The sequence below is a fragment of the Burkholderia sp. APQ4-4ca genome (genome assembly GCF_057837105.1).
The window spans coordinates 61,758-79,408 of sequence record NZ_JBYQCG010000220.1 but is presented as its reverse complement, the minus strand read 5'-3'; the positions used below and the strand labels follow the sequence as shown (position 1 = coordinate 79,408).

The 17,651-nt window shown below is 68.5% G+C and carries 13 protein-coding genes and 2 tRNA genes; 9 read left to right on the top strand and 6 right to left on the bottom strand.

All coding sequences use genetic code 11. The features are described 5' to 3' along the window. Nucleotides 1–112: 112 nt before the first annotated feature. The 5 genes from AC3IFE_RS24025 (at nt 113) to AC3IFE_RS24005 (ending at nt 3,927) form a co-directional block, all read left to right on the top strand. Entirely contained in the window at nt 113–1,681 is a 1,569-nt protein-coding gene (locus AC3IFE_RS24025) for a protein adenylyltransferase SelO (RefSeq protein ID WP_489192426.1), read from the top strand. A gap of 43 nt (nt 1,682–1,724) precedes the next feature. Beyond that, nucleotides 1,725–2,156, top strand: coding sequence for a peptide-methionine (R)-S-oxide reductase MsrB (gene msrB, locus AC3IFE_RS24020; RefSeq protein WP_031399272.1), 432 nt, complete (start codon nt 1,725–1,727; stop codon nt 2,154–2,156). Nucleotides 2,157–2,285: 129 nt separating this feature from the next. After that, the gene (locus tag AC3IFE_RS24015) at nt 2,286–2,816 is read left to right on the top strand and encodes a septation protein A (protein WP_069617784.1); all 531 of its coding nucleotides are present in this window, start codon (nt 2,286–2,288) and stop codon (nt 2,814–2,816) included. 1 nt (nt 2,817) lies between these two features. Continuing rightward, the gene (locus tag AC3IFE_RS24010; RefSeq protein ID WP_050013273.1) at nt 2,818–3,126 is read left to right on the top strand and encodes a BolA family protein; all 309 of its coding nucleotides are present in this window, start codon (nt 2,818–2,820) and stop codon (nt 3,124–3,126) included. 18 nt (nt 3,127–3,144) lie between these two features. Then, complete coding sequence (locus AC3IFE_RS24005) at nt 3,145–3,927, top strand: peptidylprolyl isomerase (RefSeq protein WP_089467659.1); 783 nt, start codon at nt 3,145–3,147, stop codon at nt 3,925–3,927. A gap of 169 nt (nt 3,928–4,096) precedes the next feature. Here AC3IFE_RS24005 and AC3IFE_RS24000 read toward each other — a convergent pair whose 3' ends face one another. Beyond that, nucleotides 4,097–4,645, bottom strand: coding sequence for a GNAT family N-acetyltransferase (locus AC3IFE_RS24000; protein ID WP_489192546.1), 549 nt, complete (start codon nt 4,643–4,645; stop codon nt 4,097–4,099). A gap of 5 nt (nt 4,646–4,650) precedes the next feature. Beyond that, nucleotides 4,651–8,715, bottom strand: coding sequence for a phosphoribosylformylglycinamidine synthase (gene purL, locus AC3IFE_RS23995; RefSeq protein ID WP_489192422.1), 4,065 nt, complete (start codon nt 8,713–8,715; stop codon nt 4,651–4,653). Nucleotides 8,716–9,044: 329 nt separating this feature from the next. Between purL and AC3IFE_RS23990 the strand changes: the two genes are divergently transcribed. From AC3IFE_RS23990 to pgi, 3 genes are all read left to right on the top strand, one after another. Beyond that, on the top strand, nt 9,045–10,346 hold the full coding sequence (locus tag AC3IFE_RS23990; protein ID WP_489192420.1) for an FAD-dependent oxidoreductase: 1,302 nt from the start codon (nt 9,045–9,047) through the stop codon (nt 10,344–10,346). 52 nt (nt 10,347–10,398) lie between these two features. Further along, entirely contained in the window at nt 10,399–11,943 is a 1,545-nt protein-coding gene (locus AC3IFE_RS23985; protein ID WP_489192418.1) for an NAD(P)H-hydrate dehydratase, read from the top strand. A gap of 111 nt (nt 11,944–12,054) precedes the next feature. Beyond that, on the top strand, nt 12,055–13,677 hold the full coding sequence (gene pgi, locus AC3IFE_RS23980) for a glucose-6-phosphate isomerase (protein WP_489192416.1): 1,623 nt from the start codon (nt 12,055–12,057) through the stop codon (nt 13,675–13,677). A gap of 67 nt (nt 13,678–13,744) precedes the next feature. Here pgi and AC3IFE_RS23975 read toward each other — a convergent pair whose 3' ends face one another. Further along, a complete protein-coding gene (locus AC3IFE_RS23975) occupies nt 13,745–14,458 on the bottom strand; it encodes an ABC transporter ATP-binding protein (protein ID WP_489192414.1) in 714 nt (237 codons plus the stop codon). Between AC3IFE_RS23975 and AC3IFE_RS23970 the strand changes: the two genes are divergently transcribed. Then, the gene (locus tag AC3IFE_RS23970) at nt 14,457–15,125 is read left to right on the top strand and encodes an arylesterase (RefSeq protein ID WP_089467665.1); all 669 of its coding nucleotides are present in this window, start codon (nt 14,457–14,459) and stop codon (nt 15,123–15,125) included. The two genes, AC3IFE_RS23975 and AC3IFE_RS23970, sit on opposite strands and share 2 nt — an antisense overlap. A gap of 72 nt (nt 15,126–15,197) precedes the next feature. On the opposite strand, the gene AC3IFE_RS23965 is transcribed toward AC3IFE_RS23970, so the two are convergent. The 3 genes from AC3IFE_RS23965 to AC3IFE_RS23955 form a co-directional block, all read right to left on the bottom strand. Beyond that, nucleotides 15,198–17,135: a SurA N-terminal domain-containing protein gene (locus AC3IFE_RS23965; RefSeq protein ID WP_489192412.1), complete on the bottom strand. Its 1,938-nt coding sequence runs from the start codon at nt 17,133–17,135 to the stop codon at nt 15,198–15,200. Nucleotides 17,136–17,329: 194 nt separating this feature from the next. Beyond that, nucleotides 17,330–17,406: transfer RNA gene (locus AC3IFE_RS23960), tRNA-Asp, on the bottom strand. A gap of 23 nt (nt 17,407–17,429) precedes the next feature. After that, nucleotides 17,430–17,505 (bottom strand) — tRNA-Val (locus tag AC3IFE_RS23955). Nucleotides 17,506–17,651: the final 146 nt, after the last annotated feature.

Below are 17,651 nucleotides of genomic sequence, written 5' to 3'. Positions count from 1 at the left end.
CCCGCGTGCGCGCCCGTCGGCGGCCCGGACGGGCGTGGCGCACGATGCGCGGGCCGCCATGCGGGCGGCGCGACGCCGCCTTACAATATCGGCTTACCCAGAGGCGCTCAACATGTCGTTTTCCCGAAGCGCAGCCGATGCGGCTGACACCCTTCCCGACCTCGCCGCGACGCTCGGCGCGCCCGCCGAACGCGCGTTCGTCACGCTCGGCGATGCGTTTCATACGCGGCTGCCGGCCGCGCCGCTGGCCGCGCCGTACGTCGTCGGCTTTTCCGACGAAGTCGCGCAACTGCTCGACCTGCCGCCCGCGATCGCCGCGCAGCCCGGCTTCGCCGAGCTGTTCGCCGGCAACCCGACGCGCGACTGGCCCGCGCACGCGATGCCGTACGCGTCGGTCTATTCCGGCCATCAGTTCGGCGTGTGGGCCGGCCAGCTCGGCGACGGCCGCGCGCTGACGATCGGCGAGTTGCCCGGCGCCGACGGCCGGCGCTACGAACTGCAGCTCAAGGGCGGCGGCCGCACGCCGTATTCGCGGATGGGCGACGGCCGCGCGGTGCTGCGCTCGTCGATTCGCGAATTCCTGTGCTCGGAAGCGATGCATCACCTCGGCATCCCGACCACGCGCGCGCTGACGGTGATCGGCTCCGACCAACCGGTGGTGCGCGAGGAGATCGAGACGGCGGCCGTCGTCACGCGCGTGTCGGAAAGCTTCGTGCGCTTCGGCCACTTCGAGCACTTCTTCTCGAACGATCGCCCCGACCTGCTGCGCCAGTTGGCCGATCACGTGATCGACCGCTTCTATCCGGCGTGCCGCGACGCGGACGATCCGTACCTCGCGCTGCTCGAGGCCGCGACGCTGCGCACGGCCGACCTCGTCGCGCAATGGCAGGCCGTCGGCTTCTGCCACGGCGTGATGAACACCGACAACATGTCGATCTTCGGCGTGACGATCGACTACGGTCCGTTCGGCTTCGTCGATGCATTCGACGCGAACCACATCTGCAACCACTCCGACACGAGCGGCCGCTATGCGTACCGGATGCAGCCGCGCATCGCGCACTGGAACTGCTATTGCCTCGCACAGGCGCTGCTGCCGCTGATCGGGCTGCAGCACGGCATCGCCGACGACGACGCGCGCGCCGAGCGCGCGGTGGAGGACGCACAGGCTGTGCTCGCGACCTTCCCCGAACGCTTCGGCCCCGCGCTCGAACGCGTGATGCGCGCGAAGCTCGGCCTCGCGCTCGAACGCGAGGGCGACGCCGACCTCGCGAACAAGCTGCTCGAGACGATGCACGCGAGCCACGCGGATTTCACGCTGACGTTCCGCCGGCTCGCGCAACTCTCGAAGCACGACGCGAGCCGCGACGCGCCCGTGCGCGACCTGTTCATCGACCGCGAAGCGTTCGACGCATGGGCGAACCTCTACCGCGCGCGGCTGTCCGAGGAAACGCGCGACGACGCGGCGCGCGCGGTTGCAATGAACCGCGCGAACCCCAAATACGTGCTTCGCAACCATCTGGCCGAAGTGGCGATCCGGCGCGCGAAGGAAAAGGATTTTTCGGAAGTCGAGCGGCTCGCGCGGATCCTGCGCCGCCCGTTCGACGAACAACCGGAGCATGAAGCGTACGCGGCGTTGCCGCCCGACTGGGCCGGCACGCTCGAAGTGAGCTGCTCGTCCTGAGCCCGCAACCCGCGCATCTCGACCGACCGATCAGGAGAACCCCATGTCCCACGATTCCGACGACAAGACCTTCCCGTACCGGAAGGACGACGCCGAGCTGCGCCGCCGGCTCACGCCGATGCAGTACGAGGTCACGCAGCACGCGGCGACCGAGCGCGCGTTTACCGGCGAATACACCGACACCGAGGATGCCGGCATCTACAAGTGCGTCGTGTGCAGCACGCCGCTGTTCGAATCCGGCGCCAAGTTTCATTCGGGCTGCGGCTGGCCCAGCTACTTCAAGCCGCTCAACGGCGAGGTGATCGACGAGAAGGTCGACTACTCGCACGGGATGGTGCGCGTCGAGGTGCGCTGCAACCACTGCGGCGCCCATCTGGGCCACGTGTTCGAGGACGGCCCGCGCGACCAGACCGGTTTGCGGTACTGCATCAATTCGGCTGCGTTAAACTTCGAGTCCCGACCCGAAAACGAATGAGCGGCGCCGGGCGGATCTGCCGGGCGGCCAGCCGCGGGCCGGCCGCCCCGCTCCGCGACGGCGATGCCTGGCGGGTCCCTACAACGGTGACAGGCTGCGCCAGCGGCCCGTCACGCAGCTGCGAGCGCCATGAAATTCCTGTTCGATCTGTTTCCGATCATCCTGTTTTTTGTCGCCTTCAAGGTCTGGGGCATCTTTACCGCCACCGCCGTCGCGATCGTCGCGACGCTGGCCCAGGTCGCCTGGGTCGCCTTCCGGCACCGGAAGGTCGACACGATGCTGTGGGTCAGCCTCGGCGTCATCGTCGTGTTCGGCGGCGCCACCCTCGTGCTGCATGACGAGAAATTCATTCAATGGAAACCGACTGTGCTGTACTGGCTGTTTGCGATCGGGTTGCTCGCCGCGCGCTATGCGTTCAGCAAGAACCTGATCGAGAAGATGATGGGCAAGCAGCTCACGCTGCCGCACCCCGTGTGGGACAAGCTGAACGTCGCATGGGCGCTGTTCTTCGCGGTGCTCGGCGTCGCGAACCTGTACGTGGTGCACAACTTCACCGAATCGCAATGGGTGAACTTCAAGCTGTTCGGTACGACGGGCGCGATGGTCGTGTTCATCATCCTGCAGAGCCTGTGGCTCACGAAATATCTCAAGGACGAATGACATGAGCGACGCCTTTCTCCACGCCTCCGCCGACGAACGCATCGCGCTGATCGAGGCGCGCCTCACCGCGTCGCTCGCACCGCTGTCGCTCACCGTGCGCGACGACAGCGCGCAACACGCGGGCCATGCGGGCGCGGCCGCCGGCGGCCATTTCACGGTCACGATCGTATCGTCCGCGTTCGCGGGCAAGCCGCGCGTCGCGCGGCACCGGCTGGTGTATGATGCGCTCGCTGATGCGATGCAGCGCGGCATTCACGCGCTCGCGATCGTGGCTTACACGCCCGAAGAATTCAACGAATCTTCAATCTAGTCTCATTAGGAATTCCCGATGATCCTGAAATCCCCCCGCCTGTGGGTCGCGGCGGCTGCGTTTGCAGCGGCACCGGCATTTGCCCAGAACATCGCCGTCGTCAACGGCACGCCGATTCCGAAGTCGCGCGCCGACGCGATGGTCGCGCAACTCGTCCAGCAAGGCCAGACCGACGGCCCGCAACTGCAGCAGGCCGTGCGCCAGGAACTCGTGAACCGCGAAATCCTGATGCAGGAAGCGATCCGCGAAGGCATCCCGAACCGTCCGGACGTGAAGGCGCAAGTCGCCGTCGCACAGCAGACCGTAGTGCTGCGCTCGATGATCGAGAGCTTCCTGAAGAAGAACCAGCCGACCGACGCCGAAGTGAAGGCGCGCTACGACGAACTCGTCAAGGGCGCGGGCGGCAACCGCGAATATCACCTGCACCACATCCTCGTCAGCGACGAGCAGCAGGCGAAGGACCTGATCGCGAAGATCAAGGCCGGCGCAAAGTTCGAGGATCTCGCGAAGCAATACTCGAAGGATCCGGGTTCGGGCAAGAACGGCGGCGACCTCGACTGGTCGGACCCGAAGGCGTACGTGCCGGAATTCGCGGCGGCGGCACAGAAGCTGCAGAAAGGCCAGATGACCGACACGCCGGTGAAGACGCAGTTCGGCTGGCACATCATCCGCGTCGACGACATCCGCGACATCGCGCCGCCGCCGTTCGACCAGGTGAAGGCGCAGATCGCGCAGCAGCTCGTGCAGCAGAAGCTGCAGGCGTTCGAGGAAGGTCTGCGCCAGCAGGCGAAGATCCAGTAACGCCGGCGCGCGTCATACGTGCATCGAAAAGCCGCTCTCCGGAGCGGCTTTTTCTTTTGGCGTGCACGAAACAGATGTACCGCGACGCGATGGTGCCAAGCCGACGCGCAATAAAAAACCGCTCCGGAGAGCGGCTTTCCATGCCCGGCGTTACCGGCCGCAGCGTTCGCTACGCGGCGGGATAGAACACGTCGTGATAACGCACGTCGCCCGCCGGCAGCGGAGCCGATTCGTCGAACGACAACGTGAGGAAATACTCGGACGGCACGCCCGGAAACACGATGTCGCCGTGCGGTTCGAACCCGAAACGCGTGTAATACGCGGGCTCGCCGAGCACCACGCAGCCGCGCGCGCCGAGCCGACGCAACGCGTCGAGCCCCGTGCGCACGAGCCCCGCGCCGATGCTCTGCCGCTGGCAATCGGGCCGCACCGCGAGCGGCGCGAGCCCGTACCACTGCTGGCGGCCGGCCGGCTCGCCGCCGATCGAGACCGGCGAGAATGCGACGTGCCCGACGATACGTCCGTCGCGCTCCGCGACGAGCGATACGCTCAGCGCACCGTCGGCGCGCAGCGTGTCGACGATGCGCTGCTCGAACTCGCCGCCCTGCGGCTCGCCCGCGAACGCCGCCCGGATCACGCGACCGATCGCGTCGGCCTCGCTCGCACGCGCGTCACGCAGCGTGACGACCTCGACCGGCGCGTTCGGGTCGAACATCATCCCGATCAGCCGATCCAGCGGCGCGCGTTGCGGAATACGCGCAGCCACGGGCTTGCTTCACCCCAGCCTTCCGGGTGCCAGCTCATCGTGACCGTGCGATGCACGCGCTCCATGTGTGGCATCAGCACCGAGAAGCGGCCGTCGGCCGTCGTGACCGACGTGATGCCGGCCGGCGACCCGTTCGGGTTGAACGGATAGCGCTCGGTCGCCTCGCCGCGGTGATCGACGTAACGCATCGCGACCGCGACGCGATCGATGTCGCCTTGCTGCGAGAAGTCCGCATAGCCTTCGCCGTGCGCGACCGCGACCGGAATCCGCGAGCCTTCCATCCCCGCGAAGAAGATCGACGGCGACTTCTCCACTTCGACGAACGAGAAGCGAGCCTCGAACTGCTCGGACTTGTTGCGCGTGAACTTCGGCCAGGCTTCCGCGCCCGGGATCATCGACGCGATGCTCGACAGCATCTGGCAGCCGTTGCAGATACCGAGCGCGAACGTATCGGGACGCGCGAAGAACGCCGAGAACATGTCGGCGAGATTCGCGTTGAAGCGGATCGTCTTCGCCCAGCCCTCGCCCGCACCCAGCACGTCGCCGTACGAGAAACCGCCGCACGCCACCGCACCCGCGAAATCGGCCAGCGACGCGCGGCCCGCGAGCAGGTCGCTCATGTGCACGTCGTGCGCATCGAAACCTGCGCGATCGAACGCATACGCGGTTTCCAGATGCGAATTCACGCCCTGTTCGCGCAGGATCGCGACGCGCGGCCGAGCGCCCGTCGCGATGAACGGCGCGGCGATGTCGTCGGCCGGATCGAACGTCAGCACCGGCGAGATGCCCGGATCGGCCGCGTCGAGCAGCGCGTCGTATTCGGCATCCGCGCAGGCCGGGTTGTCGCGCAGGCGCGCAATGCGCCAGCTCACTTCGCTCCAGGCGCGATGGAGTTCGGTGCGCGGCGCGTCGAAGATTTTCTTCGCATCGCGGTACACCTCGATCACGTCGCGATCGTTGACCGAACCGATCACGTGCGAGCACGTCGACAGGCCGAACTCGCGCAGCGCGCTCAGCACCGCGTCGCGGTCGGACGCGCGCACCTGCACGACGGCGCCGAGTTCTTCGGAGAACAGCGCGCGCAGCGTGCGGTCGTCGCGACGGCCGCTCGTCTGCTTCGCCCAGTCCTTCGCGTCGCCGTAGTCGGATTCGTGGTTCGGGTCGAGCGTCAGCATGTCGACGTTCAGCGACACGCCCGCATGGCCCGCGAATGCCATTTCGCACACCGTCGCCCACAGGCCGCCGTCCGAGCGGTCGTGGTACGCGAGCAGCTTGTCTTGCGCATTGAGCGACTGGATCGCGTTGAAGAAGCGCTTCAGGTCTTCCGCGTCGTCGACGTCCGGCGTCGTGTCGCCGACCTGCTGCGTGACCTGCGCGAAGATGCTGCCGCCCATGCGATTCTTGCCGCGGCCGAGATCGATCGCGATCAGCACGGTGTCGCCCGCGTCGGCCACGCGGCGCAGTTGCGGCGTGAGATGACGGCGCACGTCCTCGACCGGCGCGAACGCCGAGATGATCAGCGACACCGGCGACACGACTTCCTTCGCGACGCCCTGCTCGTCCCACTTCGTCTTCATCGACAGCGAGTCCTTGCCGACCGGGATGCCGATCCCGAGCGCCGGGCACAGCTCCATGCCGATCGCCTTGACCGTGTCGAACAGCGCGGCGTCCTCGCCGACCGTGCCGCACGCGGCCATCCAGTTCGCCGACAGCTTCAGCTTGTCGAGCGACGCGATCGGCGCGCTCGCGATGTTCGTGATCGCTTCGCCGACGGCCATGCGGCCCGATGCCGGCGCGTCGATCACCGCGAGCGGCGTGCGCTCGGCCATCGTCATCGCCTCGCCCTTGAAGCCCGCGTAGTCGAGCGCGGTGATCGCGCAGTCGGCCACCGGCACCTGCCACGGGCCGACCATCTGGTCGCGCACCGACGTGCCGCCGACCGAACGGTCGCCGATCGTGATCAGGAACGACTTGCTGCCGACCGTCGGGTGCTTCAGCACGTCGAGCGCGACGGCCGACAGCGCGATGCCCGTCACGTCGACCGGCGCACGCTCGGCCGCGACGCGCGTGACATCGCGATGCATGCGCGGCGGCTTGCCGAGCAGCACTTCCATCGGCATGTCGACCGGGTATGCGTCGGCGCCCGTCGCTTCGTCGTCGACGAGCTTCAGCTGCCGTTCGTCGGTCGCGACACCGACCACCGCGAACGGGCAGCGCTCGCGCGCGCAGATCGCCTCGAAGCGCGGCAGGTCGGCCGGCGCGATCGCCAGCACGTAGCGCTCCTGCGCCTCGTTCGACCAGATTTCGCGCGGCGACAGGCCCGACTCCTCGAGCGCGACCTTGCGCAGTTCGAAGCGCGCGCCCTTGCCCGCGCCGTCGACGATTTCGGGAAATGCGTTCGACAGGCCGCCCGCGCCGACGTCATGGATGCTCAGGATCGGGTTTTCCGCGCCGAGCTGCCAGCAGCCGTTGATCACTTCCTGCGCGCGACGCTCGATTTCGGGGTTGCCGCGCTGCACCGAGTCGAAGTCGAGTTCGGCGGTGTTCGCGCCGGTCGCCATCGAGCTCGCGGCGCCGCCGCCCATCCCGATCCGCATGCCGGGGCCGCCGATCTGGATCAGCAGCGAGCCGGCCGGCACGTCGTGCTTGTGCGTGTGCTGATCCGCGATGTTGCCGAGGCCGCCCGCGATCATGATCGGCTTGTGATAGCCGTGCACCGTGCCGCCGACGTTCTGCTCGTACACGCGGAAGTAGCCGCCGAGGTTCGGGCGGCCGAATTCGTTGTTGAACGCGGCGCCGCCGAGCGGGCCGTCGATCATGATCTGCAGCGGCGACGCGATGCGGTCCGGACGGCCGTACGGGCCATGCTGCTCGTTCGGGTTGCGCTCGCTAACCGGCTGTGCGGCGTCGCGCGCGTTTTCCCACGGCTGGCGGGCATCGGGCAGGTCGAGGTTCGACACGGTGAAGCCCGTGAGGCCGGCCTTCGGACGCGCGCCGCGGCCCGTCGCGCCTTCGTCGCGGATCTCGCCGCCCGCGCCGGTCGCGGCACCCGGGAACGGCGAGATCGCCGTCGGGTGGTTGTGCGTCTCGACCTTCATCAGCGTGTGCGTCAATTCGGTGTGACGGCCGTAGCGTTCACCCGGCTCGCCGGCCGCGCCCGTCTTGCGCGGGAACCAGCGCTCGGCTTCGGCGCCGACCATGATCGACGAGTTGTCCGAATACGCGACGATCGTGCCCTGCGGGCTGAGCTTCTCGGTGTTGCGGATCATCGCGAACAGCGACATGTCCTGCGCTTCGCCGTCGATCGTCCACTGCGCGTTGAAGATCTTGTGGCGGCAGTGTTCGCTGTTCGCCTGCGCGAACATCATCAGCTCGACGTCGGTCGGGTTGCGTTCGAGCTTGCGGAACGCGTCGACCAGGTAGTCGATCTCGTCGTCGGCGAGCGCGAGGCCCAGCTCGACGTTCGCGCGCTCCAGCGCGCCGCGGCCGACGCCCAGGACGTCGACGGTCGACAGCGGCTTGGCCGGCAGTTCGTCGAACAGGTGTTTCGCGTCGTCGCGCGCCGCGACCACGCTTTCGGTCATCCGGTCATGCAGCGCGGCCGCGACGGCCGCGCGCGCGTCGTCCGACAGCGCCTTCTTGCCGCCGAGCAGGCCCGATTTCAGCGTGACCGTGAATTCGACGCCGCGCTCGATGCGGCGCACCTGTGTGAGGCCGCAATGCTGCGCGATGTCGGTCGCCTTGCTCGCCCACGGCGAAACCGTGCCGAAGCGCGGCAGCACGACGAAGGTCTCGGTCGCGCCCTTCTCGCCCGCCGGCTGGAACGGCGCGCCGTAGTGCATCAACGCGTCGATGCGCGCGCTGTCGTCCGCCGACAGCGGCTCGGCCGCATTGACGAAGTGCAGGAACTGGCCGCGCACCGCGACGATGTTGGCGTCGATTTGCCTGAGCGTGTCGAGCAGACGGGTTTGACGGAAATCGGAGAGGGCCGAAGCGCCGGGAAAACACGAGAAGTGAGCCATGGGCTGGACTGACGTCGATGAGTCGCGCGAGGTGGCGACGTGGGGCGAAAGGAAGGCCGTAATTATACCCGGAAGTCGGCCGCCCAAGACCGGCCAATCGGTAGTCCGCACGCACCGCCACGATGCCCGGGCGGGCGGCGCACCCGCCCGCCCGCGGGGCCAGCCTGCGCGGGCCCGCGCGCCGGCCGCCGTGGCGCGGCCGCACGGCCCCTGCTCGGCCGCCGCCGGTTCGCGCACTTTTGGCGCTATCATTCCGGGTTCACCGGGCCCGGGCCCTCAGCGAATTCTCACCGGGCGGCGTGCGCGCCGCCCGTCATCGAAGCAATCCAATGGATGTCATCGTCATCGGCGGCGGAATCAGCGGCGTCGCCACCGCCTACCAGTTGCGCGCGGCCGGCCATCGCGTGTGCGTGGTCGAACGCCACGCGACCGTCGCGCAAGGCGCGACCTACGGCGACGGCGGCGCGCTGCTGCCGAGCCCGCTCGACGTCTGGTTCGGCCCGACTTTCATGCGCGAGCGCCAGCCGCGCGACAGCGGCATCGTCTACAAGCCGGGCTTCAACGGCGGCGTGCGCCGCTTCGTCAAGCAGCTCGGCATGCTGCGCGAGCCCGACGCGTTCGCCGCGCAGTACGCGCGGCTGCGCCCGCTGATCGACGTGGCGCGCGCCACGCTCGCCGATATCGAGGCGCGCCTCGAGCTCGAATTCGAGCAGAAGCCCGGTATCCTGCACGTCGTGCGCGATCCGCGCGACTGGGACGCGCTGCAACCCGCGCTCGACCTGCTGCGCACGCTCGACCAGCCGTATCGCACGCTCACCGCGGACGAATGCGTGGCGCTCGAACCGTCGGTGCCGGCCGAACCCGGCTTTGCCGGCGGCGTGCTGCTCGAAACCGAGCGCACCGGCAACTGCCCGCTGTTCGCGAAACTGGTCAAGCAGACGCTCGACGAGCACGGCGTGCAGTTCCGCTTCGGCGCGGACGTCGCCGCGATCCGCGTCGACAACGGCCGCGTCGCGGTCGAGCTCGCGCCGCCCGGCAACCGGAGCGCGGCGCACGCGCGCGAAGTCGACGTGATGTCCGCCGACGCGATCGTGGTCGCCGCCGGCGCGGGCAGCCTCCCGCTGCTCGATCGACTCGGCTGGCGCCTGCCGCTGCACCCGGTGCGCGTCCATACGCTCACCGCGCCGGTCGCGTACGAAGAACATGCGCCGCATCTGAGCATCGTCGATTCGATCAAGCGGATCTCCATCACGCGCACCCATCAGCGGCTGCGCATCGGCGGGGCCGCCGTGCTGCAGAGCCTCGCCGATACCGCGAAGCCGCTCGCCGAGCCGCTGTCCGAGGCCGCGCTCGCGCTGCTCGGCCAGGCCGTCCACGACTGGGTGCCCGGCGCCGCAAAGATCTCGGCCGCGCTGTCGTGGCAAGGCACGCAACTGCTGTCGCCGGACGGCTTGCCCGTCGTCGGTCCGACCCCGCATCCGCGCGTGTTCGTCAATTTCGGCCATGGCCCGGCCGGCTGGGGCCTCGCGTGCGGGTCTGCTAAAGTGGTGAGCGACTATCTGGGCGGCAACGTCCAGCACTGGCCCGCCGACACGCTTGCCGCGCTGAACGCCGGCCGCTTCACGACCTGACCGCCGCGGGCCCGCCCGTGGCGGCGTCCTTGCCAGCCGCCACGATTCCGCGATGACCGTTACCCACCCGTTCCCCGATTCCGATCCGATCGCGCTCTTGCGCGTCGCCGACCTGCGCGCCACCGAAGCCGACGCCACCGCCGCGCTGCCGCCGCACACACTGATGGGCCGCGCCGGCGCGGCCGCCGCGCGCTGGCTGTCCGAACGCGTCGCCGGCGACGACCGCCCCGTCTGGTTCGCGGTCGGCCCCGGCAACAACGGCGGCGACGCGCTCGTGGCCGCCGCGCGGCTCCAGCAGCTCGGCGTCGCGACCCATGCGTGGATGCCGGTGCCGGTCAAGCCGGACGACGCGCAATGGGCGCTCGGTCTCGCACGCACGGCCGGCGTGCCGCTGTCGGCCACCCCGCCCGCGTCGCTGGACGGCTACGCGTGGGTCGTCGACGGGCTGTTCGGCATCGGTCTCGGCCGCGCGCTCGACGGCGTGTTCGCCGAACAGGCCGAACGCATCGCCGCCCATGCGCGCAGCGGCGGCCGCGTGCTCGCGCTCGACGTGCCGAGCGGGCTCGACAGCGACACGGGCCGCATCGTCGACACGGGCATCGCCGTCGCGGCCACCCACACGCTCACCTTCATCGGCGCGAAACCCGGCCTCTACACGGGCGACGGCCGCGATCTCGCCGGCGAGATCCATGTCGCGTCGCTCGATGTCGCGCCGCCCGCCGCACCGGCCATCGTGCTGAATGCGCCCGCGCGATTCGCCGCGGCGCTGCCCGCACGCGCCTTCGCATCGCACAAGGGCACGTACGGCAGCCTGGCGGTGCTCGGCGGCGACACGGGCATGTGCGGCGCACCGATCCTGGCCGCCCGCGCCGCGCTGTTCGCGGGCGCCGGCAAGGTACACGTCGGCTTCCTTGGCGCGGGTGCGCCACCGTACGACCCGCCGTTTCCGGAACTGATGCTGCATCCGGCCGACACCGTCGACCTCGGCGCGATGACCGCGATCGCGGCCGGTTGCGGGCTCGGCACGCGCGAGGCCGCGGCGACGCTCGTGCGCGACGTGCTCGCGCTCGACACGGCGGCGCTGCTCGATGCCGACGCGCTGAACCTCGTCGCGACGCACGCGGACCTCGCGGCCGCCGTCGCCGCGCGCGGCGCCCGCGGCCATCCGTGCGTGCTGACGCCGCATCCGCTCGAAGCCGCGCGTCTGCTCGGCGGCGACACGGCCGCCGTGCAACGCGATCGCGTCGCGGCCGCGCAGACGCTCGCCGCCCGTTACGCGGCCATCGTCGTGCTGAAAGGCTCGGGCACGGTGATTGCGGCGCCCGACGGCCGCGTGGCGATCAATCCGACCGGCAACGCGGCGCTCGCCACCGGCGGCACCGGCGACGTGCTCGGCGGCCTGATCGGCGCGCTGCTCGCGCAGCGGATCGCGCCGTACGAAGCCGCGCTGGCCGGCGTCTACCTGCACGGCCTCGCGGCCGACACGCTGACCGCGAACGGCGCCGGCCCGGCCGGGCTCACCGCGGGCGAGCTCGCGCCGATGGTGCGCACGCTGATCAATCGCCTTTTTTATCCGTCGCCGCGCGCCGACACGTAACGCCGCTATACTGACTGCCCCGCCGCACGGCGGGCCTTCTCGTCCGCCGGCTTTCCGATCACGATGAGCCGGCGCGGCATTCCTCCCGATTCACGCTTCACTCGAACCGCCATGACGCTGAAATCGCTCCCCGCCTGGACTGCCCTTCAATCCCACTTCGAACAGATCCGCCACGCGCGGCTGCGCGACTGGTTCGCGCCGGAAAACGACCGCGCGCCGACCCGCGCCGAACGCTTCACGATTCCGGGCGGCGGTCTCGCGGCCGATTTCTCGAAGAACCGCATCGACGACGAAACGCTGCGCCTGCTCGTGCAGCTCGCGCGCGAGGCTGGCGTCGAGGCGCGCCGCGACGCGATGTTCGCGGGCGAGATCGTCAACCCGACCGAAGGCCGCGCGGCGCTGCACACCGCGCTGCGCGCGACCGATCCGCAGGCGCCGTTCCACGCACAGGTGAGCGCCGAGCGCGCGAAGATGGCGACGTTCGCGCGCGCCGTGCGCAGCGGCACGTGGACGGGCTATACGGGCAAGCGCATCCGCCACGTGATCAACATCGGCATCGGCGGCTCGGATCTCGGCCCGAAGATGGTCGTGCATGCGCTGCACCACGTCGCGACGCCCGAGATCTCGACGCACTTCGTGTCGAACGTCGACGGCGCCGATCTCGCGCGCGTGCTCGAACAGGTCGATCCCGAGGAAACGCTCGCGATCATCGTGTCGAAGACGTTTACGACGCTCGAGACGATGACGAACGCACGCTCGCTGCGCGACTGGTTCGTCGCGCGCGGCTGCCCCGAGGAGGCGCTCGCGAAGCACTTCGTCGGCGTGTCGGCGAACCCGGCCGAAGTCGTGAAGTTCGGCATCGCCGCCGACAACGTGTTCGAAATGTGGGACTGGGTCGGCGGCCGCTATTCGCTGTGGTCGGCGGTCGGCCTGTCGATCATGATCGCGGTCGGCCCCGAACAGTTCGACGAACTGCTGGCCGGCGCGAACGACATGGACCGCCACTTCCGCGAAGCGCCGCTCGAGCGCAACCTGCCGGTGCTGCTCGGCCTGATCGGCATCTGGTACCGGAATTTCTTCGGCTCGCAGAGCTATCTCGTCGCGCCGTATTCGGAAGCGCTGCACTACCTGCCGTCGTACCTGCAGCAGCTCGAAATGGAGAGCAACGGCAAATCCGCGCGCCTGGACGGCACCTTCGTCGACTACCCGACGTCGGCCGTCACGTGGGGCGAGCCGGGCACCAACGGCCAGCACGCGTTCTTCCAGATGCTGCACCAGGGGCCGACGATCGTGCCGATCGACTTCATCGCGGTGCTGACGCCCGAGCATCCGCTCGCGAGCCACCATCCGAAGCTGCTCGCGAACTGCTTCGCGCAGAGCGAAGCGCTGATGCTCGGCCGCACGCTCGAGGAAGCGCGCAAGGTCGCCGGGCCCGGCAAGGAAGCGCTCGCGCCGCACCTGACGTTCCCCGGCAACCGCCCGACCACGACGCTGCTCGTCGATGCGCTGACGCCGCGCACGCTCGGCGCGCTGATCGCGCTTTACGAGCACAAGGTGCTCGTGCAGGCGACGGTGTGGGACATCAATCCATTCGACCAGTGGGGCGTCGAGCTCGGCAAGATTCTCGGCAAGGTCGTCGAGGCCGACCTGTCGGCGGACTCGGTCGATCCGGCCAAGCACGACTCGTCGACCACCGCGCTGATCGAGCGCGCCCGCGCGGCGCTCGAGCGTTGAATCTCTGACGCGACGGCGTCATGCCGTGTCGACCGCGCGCTCCGCGCTACGCGGCCGGCACGGACGTTCACGCGTTGCGCGACGCCGCGTGCGGCGCGACGATGCGCCCGGCGTCGATGGTGACGGTCGTCGCGCAGCGGCGCGCGAGTTCGGCATCGTGCGTGACGAGCACGAGCGTCGCGCCGTGCGTGCGGTTCAGTGCGAACATCAGGTCGATGACCGCATGGCCGGTTGCCGCGTCGAGGCTGCCGGTCGGCTCGTCGGCGAACAGGATCGCCGGGCGCGTGACGAACGCGCGTGCGAGTGCGACGCGCTGTTGTTCGCCGCCCGACAGCAGCTTCGGGTAATGCGCGGTGCGCTCGCCGAGACCGACCTGCACGAGCAGCGCCCGGGCGCGGTCGGCCGCGTCGCGCGCGCTGATGCCGCCCTGCAGTTCAAGCGGCAGCATCACGTTTTCGAGCGCGGTCAGGTGCGGCATCAACTGGAACGACTGAAACACGAAACCGACCGCGCCGTTGCGCAGCGCCGCGCGTTCGTCCTCGTCGAGCTGATCGAGCGCGCGGCCGAGCAGGCGAACCGTGCCGCTCGTCGCGCTGTCCAATCCTGCGAGCAGGCCGAGCAGCGTCGATTTGCCCGACCCCGACGCGCCGACGATCGCGAGGCTGCTGCCCGGCTGCACGGCGAGCGTGATGCCGTCGAGGATCGTCAACTCGCCCGTTGCATCGGCAACCCGCTTGCACACGTCATGGACTTCGATGATCGGATCGGTAATCTTGAACATGGACACCACATTTCGCTGGAAAAGACGCGCGGCGGCCGCCGCGCTGCTGGGCACCCTGCTGGCCGTCACCGTGCCCGCACGCGCCGCGACGGCGCCGGCATCGAACACGCCCGTGATCGTCGTGCTCGGCGACAGTCTGTCGGCCGAATACGGCTTGCCGCGCGATACCGGCTGGGTGGCGCTGCTGCGGCAACGGCTCGCGACCGAGCGAATCGATTATAGCGTCGCGAACGCCAGCGTCAGCGGCGACACCACGAGCGGCGGCCGTGCGCGGCTGCCCGCGGTGCTGCAGCGGCTCAAGCCGTCGATCGTCGTCGTCGAGCTCGGTTCGAACGATGCGCTACGCGGCGTGCCGCTCGCGACGACCGAGCAGAACCTGCGCGACATCATCGCCGGCGCGCGACGTGCGCAGGCGAAAGTCGTACTGGTCGGCATGTACGTGCCGCCCAATTACGGCCCCGACTACACGCAGAAGTTCCATGCGGTCTATACGCGGCTGTCGAAGGATCTCGGCGTGCCGCTCGTGCCGTTCCTGCTCGCCGGCATCGAGAACAAGCCGGACATGTTCCAGGCCGACCAGATGCACCCCGCGCAGCAGGCCCAGGGCGTCCTGCTCGACAATGTATGGCCGGCGCTGAAGCCGCTACTCGGCAAGCCGCACGGCTGACCGCGGCCGCACCGGAAAACGAACAGCCCCGCTTCGAGCGGGGCTTTTCGATGGTTGCGGGCGAAACGATGCTCAGTTGTCGCCGTCCTGCTGCTGGCTGGCCGTCGTGCTGCCGTACAGCTTCACCTTCGAGCGATCGCGCAGCGCGGCGAGGTACGCTTCGCCTTCGCTTTGCGCATCGACCTGCGCCATCTGTTGCTGCGCGGCCGCCAGTTGCTGCGGATCGACCGCCGAACCGGGGATCACCGCGTTCACGCGGTAGATCGCATAGCCGTCCGCGCCGAGGTCGACACCGACGTAAGCCGGCAGCGTCTTCGCGTCGACCTTGTAGACGGCGCTCAGCGCAGCCGGCGTCAGGCCCTGCGACTGCGTGCGCGACACCTTCTGCACGGGCGCGAACCCGTCGGTGGATTTCGACTTCTGCAACTCGGCCAGCTTCGCCGCACCGTCCTTCTTCGCGAGTTCCGCCGCCTGCTCGGCGATGACCTTCTGACGCACGACGTCCTTGATCGCGTCGAGCGCGGGCACCGCCGCCGGCTTGTAGTCGGTCACGCGCGCCGAGATCAGCGTGTTGTTGCCGACGTCGATCGCCTGCGTGTTGTTCTGGTTCTTCACCGAGTCGTTCGCGAACACGGCGGCCAGGAACTTCGGATTGTTCAACGGGCTCGTCGGCGGCAGCTGCGGATTCGGCGTCGGCGTGACGGTGGCCGTCTGGATCGTCAGCTTGTACTTGTCCGCGGCCGGCTGCAGCGTCTTCGCCTTTTCGTAGACGGTCGACGTGAACCCTTCCGCGTTGTCCGAGAACGCCTTCGCTGCGTACTGCTGCTTCAGGTCGACCGCGATCTGGTCCTTCACTTCCGCGAACGGCTTGACGACGGCCGGCTTCACTTCGGTCGCCTTCAGGATGTGGAAACCGAGATCCGACTGCACGATTCCGCTCACGTCGCCCTGCTTGAGCGAGAACGCGGCATCGTCGAACGCCTTGCCGCCCGCGGCCGAGCCGCGCGTGATGAAGCCGAGGTCGCCGCCCTTCGCCGCCGACGGTGCGTCCTGCGAGTTCTTCTGCGCGATCTGCGCGAATTGATCCGGATGCGCTTTCACGTCGGCGAGCAGTTGCTCGGCCTTCGCTTTCGCGGCCGCCTTGTCGGCCGCGCTGGCGCTGCCCGGCGCGGCGATGAAGATGTGGCTCACGCGCACCTGCGCTTCGGTACGGAAGTGCGTCGGGTTGTCGTCGTAGAACTTCTTGATGTCCGCTTCCGTCGGTTGCGCGCTCGCGGCCGCCGCGGCCGGCGAATAGACGAGGTACTGGATCGTCGCGGTTTCCGGCGTCGCGAAGCTCTGCTTGTGCGCGTCGTAGTACGCGGTGAGCTGCGCGTCAGTCGGCTGGACCTTCGCTGCGAAGTCGCTCGTCTTCAGCACGAGCGCCTGCACTTCGCGCTGCTGCGCGGCGAGTTCGGACAGGCGTTGCGCGAGGCTCTTAGGCGTGAACGCGCTCGACACGATGCTGGCCGGAATCTGCTGCAGCGCGAGGCTGTAACGCACGCGCTCCTGGTACTGCTCGGGCGTCATCCCCTGGAACGACAGCAGTTGCGCATAGCGTTCGACGTCGATCGTGCCGTCGGGCTTCTTCAGCGACGCGATCATCGGGTCGCTCATCAGCGCGTCGCGCACCGCGTTGTCGGACGCGGTCAGGTGCAGACGTTGCGTCTCGTCGGCCAGCACGCGTTGCTGGATCAGGCCGTCGAGCACCTGCTTGCGGTGCTCGGGCGTATCGAACATCTTGATGTCGAACTGTCCGCCAAGCGCCTGGCGCGCCTGGTCGATCTGCTGGCGGAACGCGCCGTCGAATTCGACCCGCGTGATCTTGTGCCCGTTGACCGCCGCGACGTTCGCACTGTCGTCGAAGAAGCCGCGGAAGCCTTGGATCCCGACGAAACCCAGCCCCGGCAACACGATCAGGAGCAGGAGCGCCATCATCAGGCGCTGGTGATTACGGAAGAAATCGAGCATGCGTGACGGAAAAATTGGACAAAACGACCGATATTACAACATACGGGGTGGGACGGGAAAAAAGCAGGTCATGCCGTGCGCGAATGGAACTGGAATTCCGCAGCCGCTCCTCCACTCCGCGGTCACGTGCCCGCAAGCGGGCACAACGAACGATACAAATGAAAAAGCCCGCACAAGGCGGGCTTTCTTATTTCTGGCGGAGCGGACGGGACTCGAACCCGCGACCCCCGGCGTGACAGGCCGGTATTCTAACCGACTGAACTACCGCTCCTTGGTCTGGCTGAATCGTGAAACTGGTGGGTGCTGAGGGGTTCGAACCCCCGACCTACGCCTTGTAAGGGCGCCGCTCTACCAGCTGAGCTAAGCACCCGTTTCCGATTCGTTCCGACTGCGATCTGCGTTTTGCGCATCAACAATCAGCGAGCCCGCAAGTTTAATTCATCCCCGAACATTTTGCCAAGCCTGCGCGCGAATTTTTTAACGCACATGCTCGCACGACTCCGATGCGCATAAAAA

What these genes read in the sequence shown, in the direction of transcription:
- AC3IFE_RS24025 (WP_489192426.1), top strand. Translation starts at nt 113, where the DNA reads ATGTCGTTTTCCCGAAGCGCAGCCGATGCGGCTGACACCCTTCCCGAC.
- msrB (WP_031399272.1), top strand. Translation starts at nt 1,725, where the DNA reads ATGTCCCACGATTCCGACGACAAGACCTTCCCGTACCGGAAGGACGAC.
- AC3IFE_RS24015 (WP_069617784.1), top strand. Translation starts at nt 2,286, where the DNA reads ATGAAATTCCTGTTCGATCTGTTTCCGATCATCCTGTTTTTTGTCGCC.
- AC3IFE_RS24010 (WP_050013273.1), top strand. Translation starts at nt 2,818, where the DNA reads ATGAGCGACGCCTTTCTCCACGCCTCCGCCGACGAACGCATCGCGCTG.
- AC3IFE_RS24005 (WP_089467659.1), top strand. Translation starts at nt 3,145, where the DNA reads ATGATCCTGAAATCCCCCCGCCTGTGGGTCGCGGCGGCTGCGTTTGCA.
- AC3IFE_RS24000 (WP_489192546.1), bottom strand. Translation starts at nt 4,645, where the DNA reads ATGATGTTCGACCCGAACGCGCCGGTCGAGGTCGTCACGCTGCGTGAC.
- purL (WP_489192422.1), bottom strand. Translation starts at nt 8,715, where the DNA reads ATGGCTCACTTCTCGTGTTTTCCCGGCGCTTCGGCCCTCTCCGATTTC.
- AC3IFE_RS23990 (WP_489192420.1), top strand. Translation starts at nt 9,045, where the DNA reads ATGGATGTCATCGTCATCGGCGGCGGAATCAGCGGCGTCGCCACCGCC.
- AC3IFE_RS23985 (WP_489192418.1), top strand. Translation starts at nt 10,399, where the DNA reads ATGACCGTTACCCACCCGTTCCCCGATTCCGATCCGATCGCGCTCTTG.
- pgi (WP_489192416.1), top strand. Translation starts at nt 12,055, where the DNA reads ATGACGCTGAAATCGCTCCCCGCCTGGACTGCCCTTCAATCCCACTTC.
- AC3IFE_RS23970 (WP_089467665.1), top strand. Translation starts at nt 14,457, where the DNA reads ATGGACACCACATTTCGCTGGAAAAGACGCGCGGCGGCCGCCGCGCTG.
- AC3IFE_RS23975 (WP_489192414.1), bottom strand. Translation starts at nt 14,458, where the DNA reads ATGTTCAAGATTACCGATCCGATCATCGAAGTCCATGACGTGTGCAAG.
- AC3IFE_RS23965 (WP_489192412.1), bottom strand. Translation starts at nt 17,135, where the DNA reads ATGCTCGATTTCTTCCGTAATCACCAGCGCCTGATGATGGCGCTCCTG.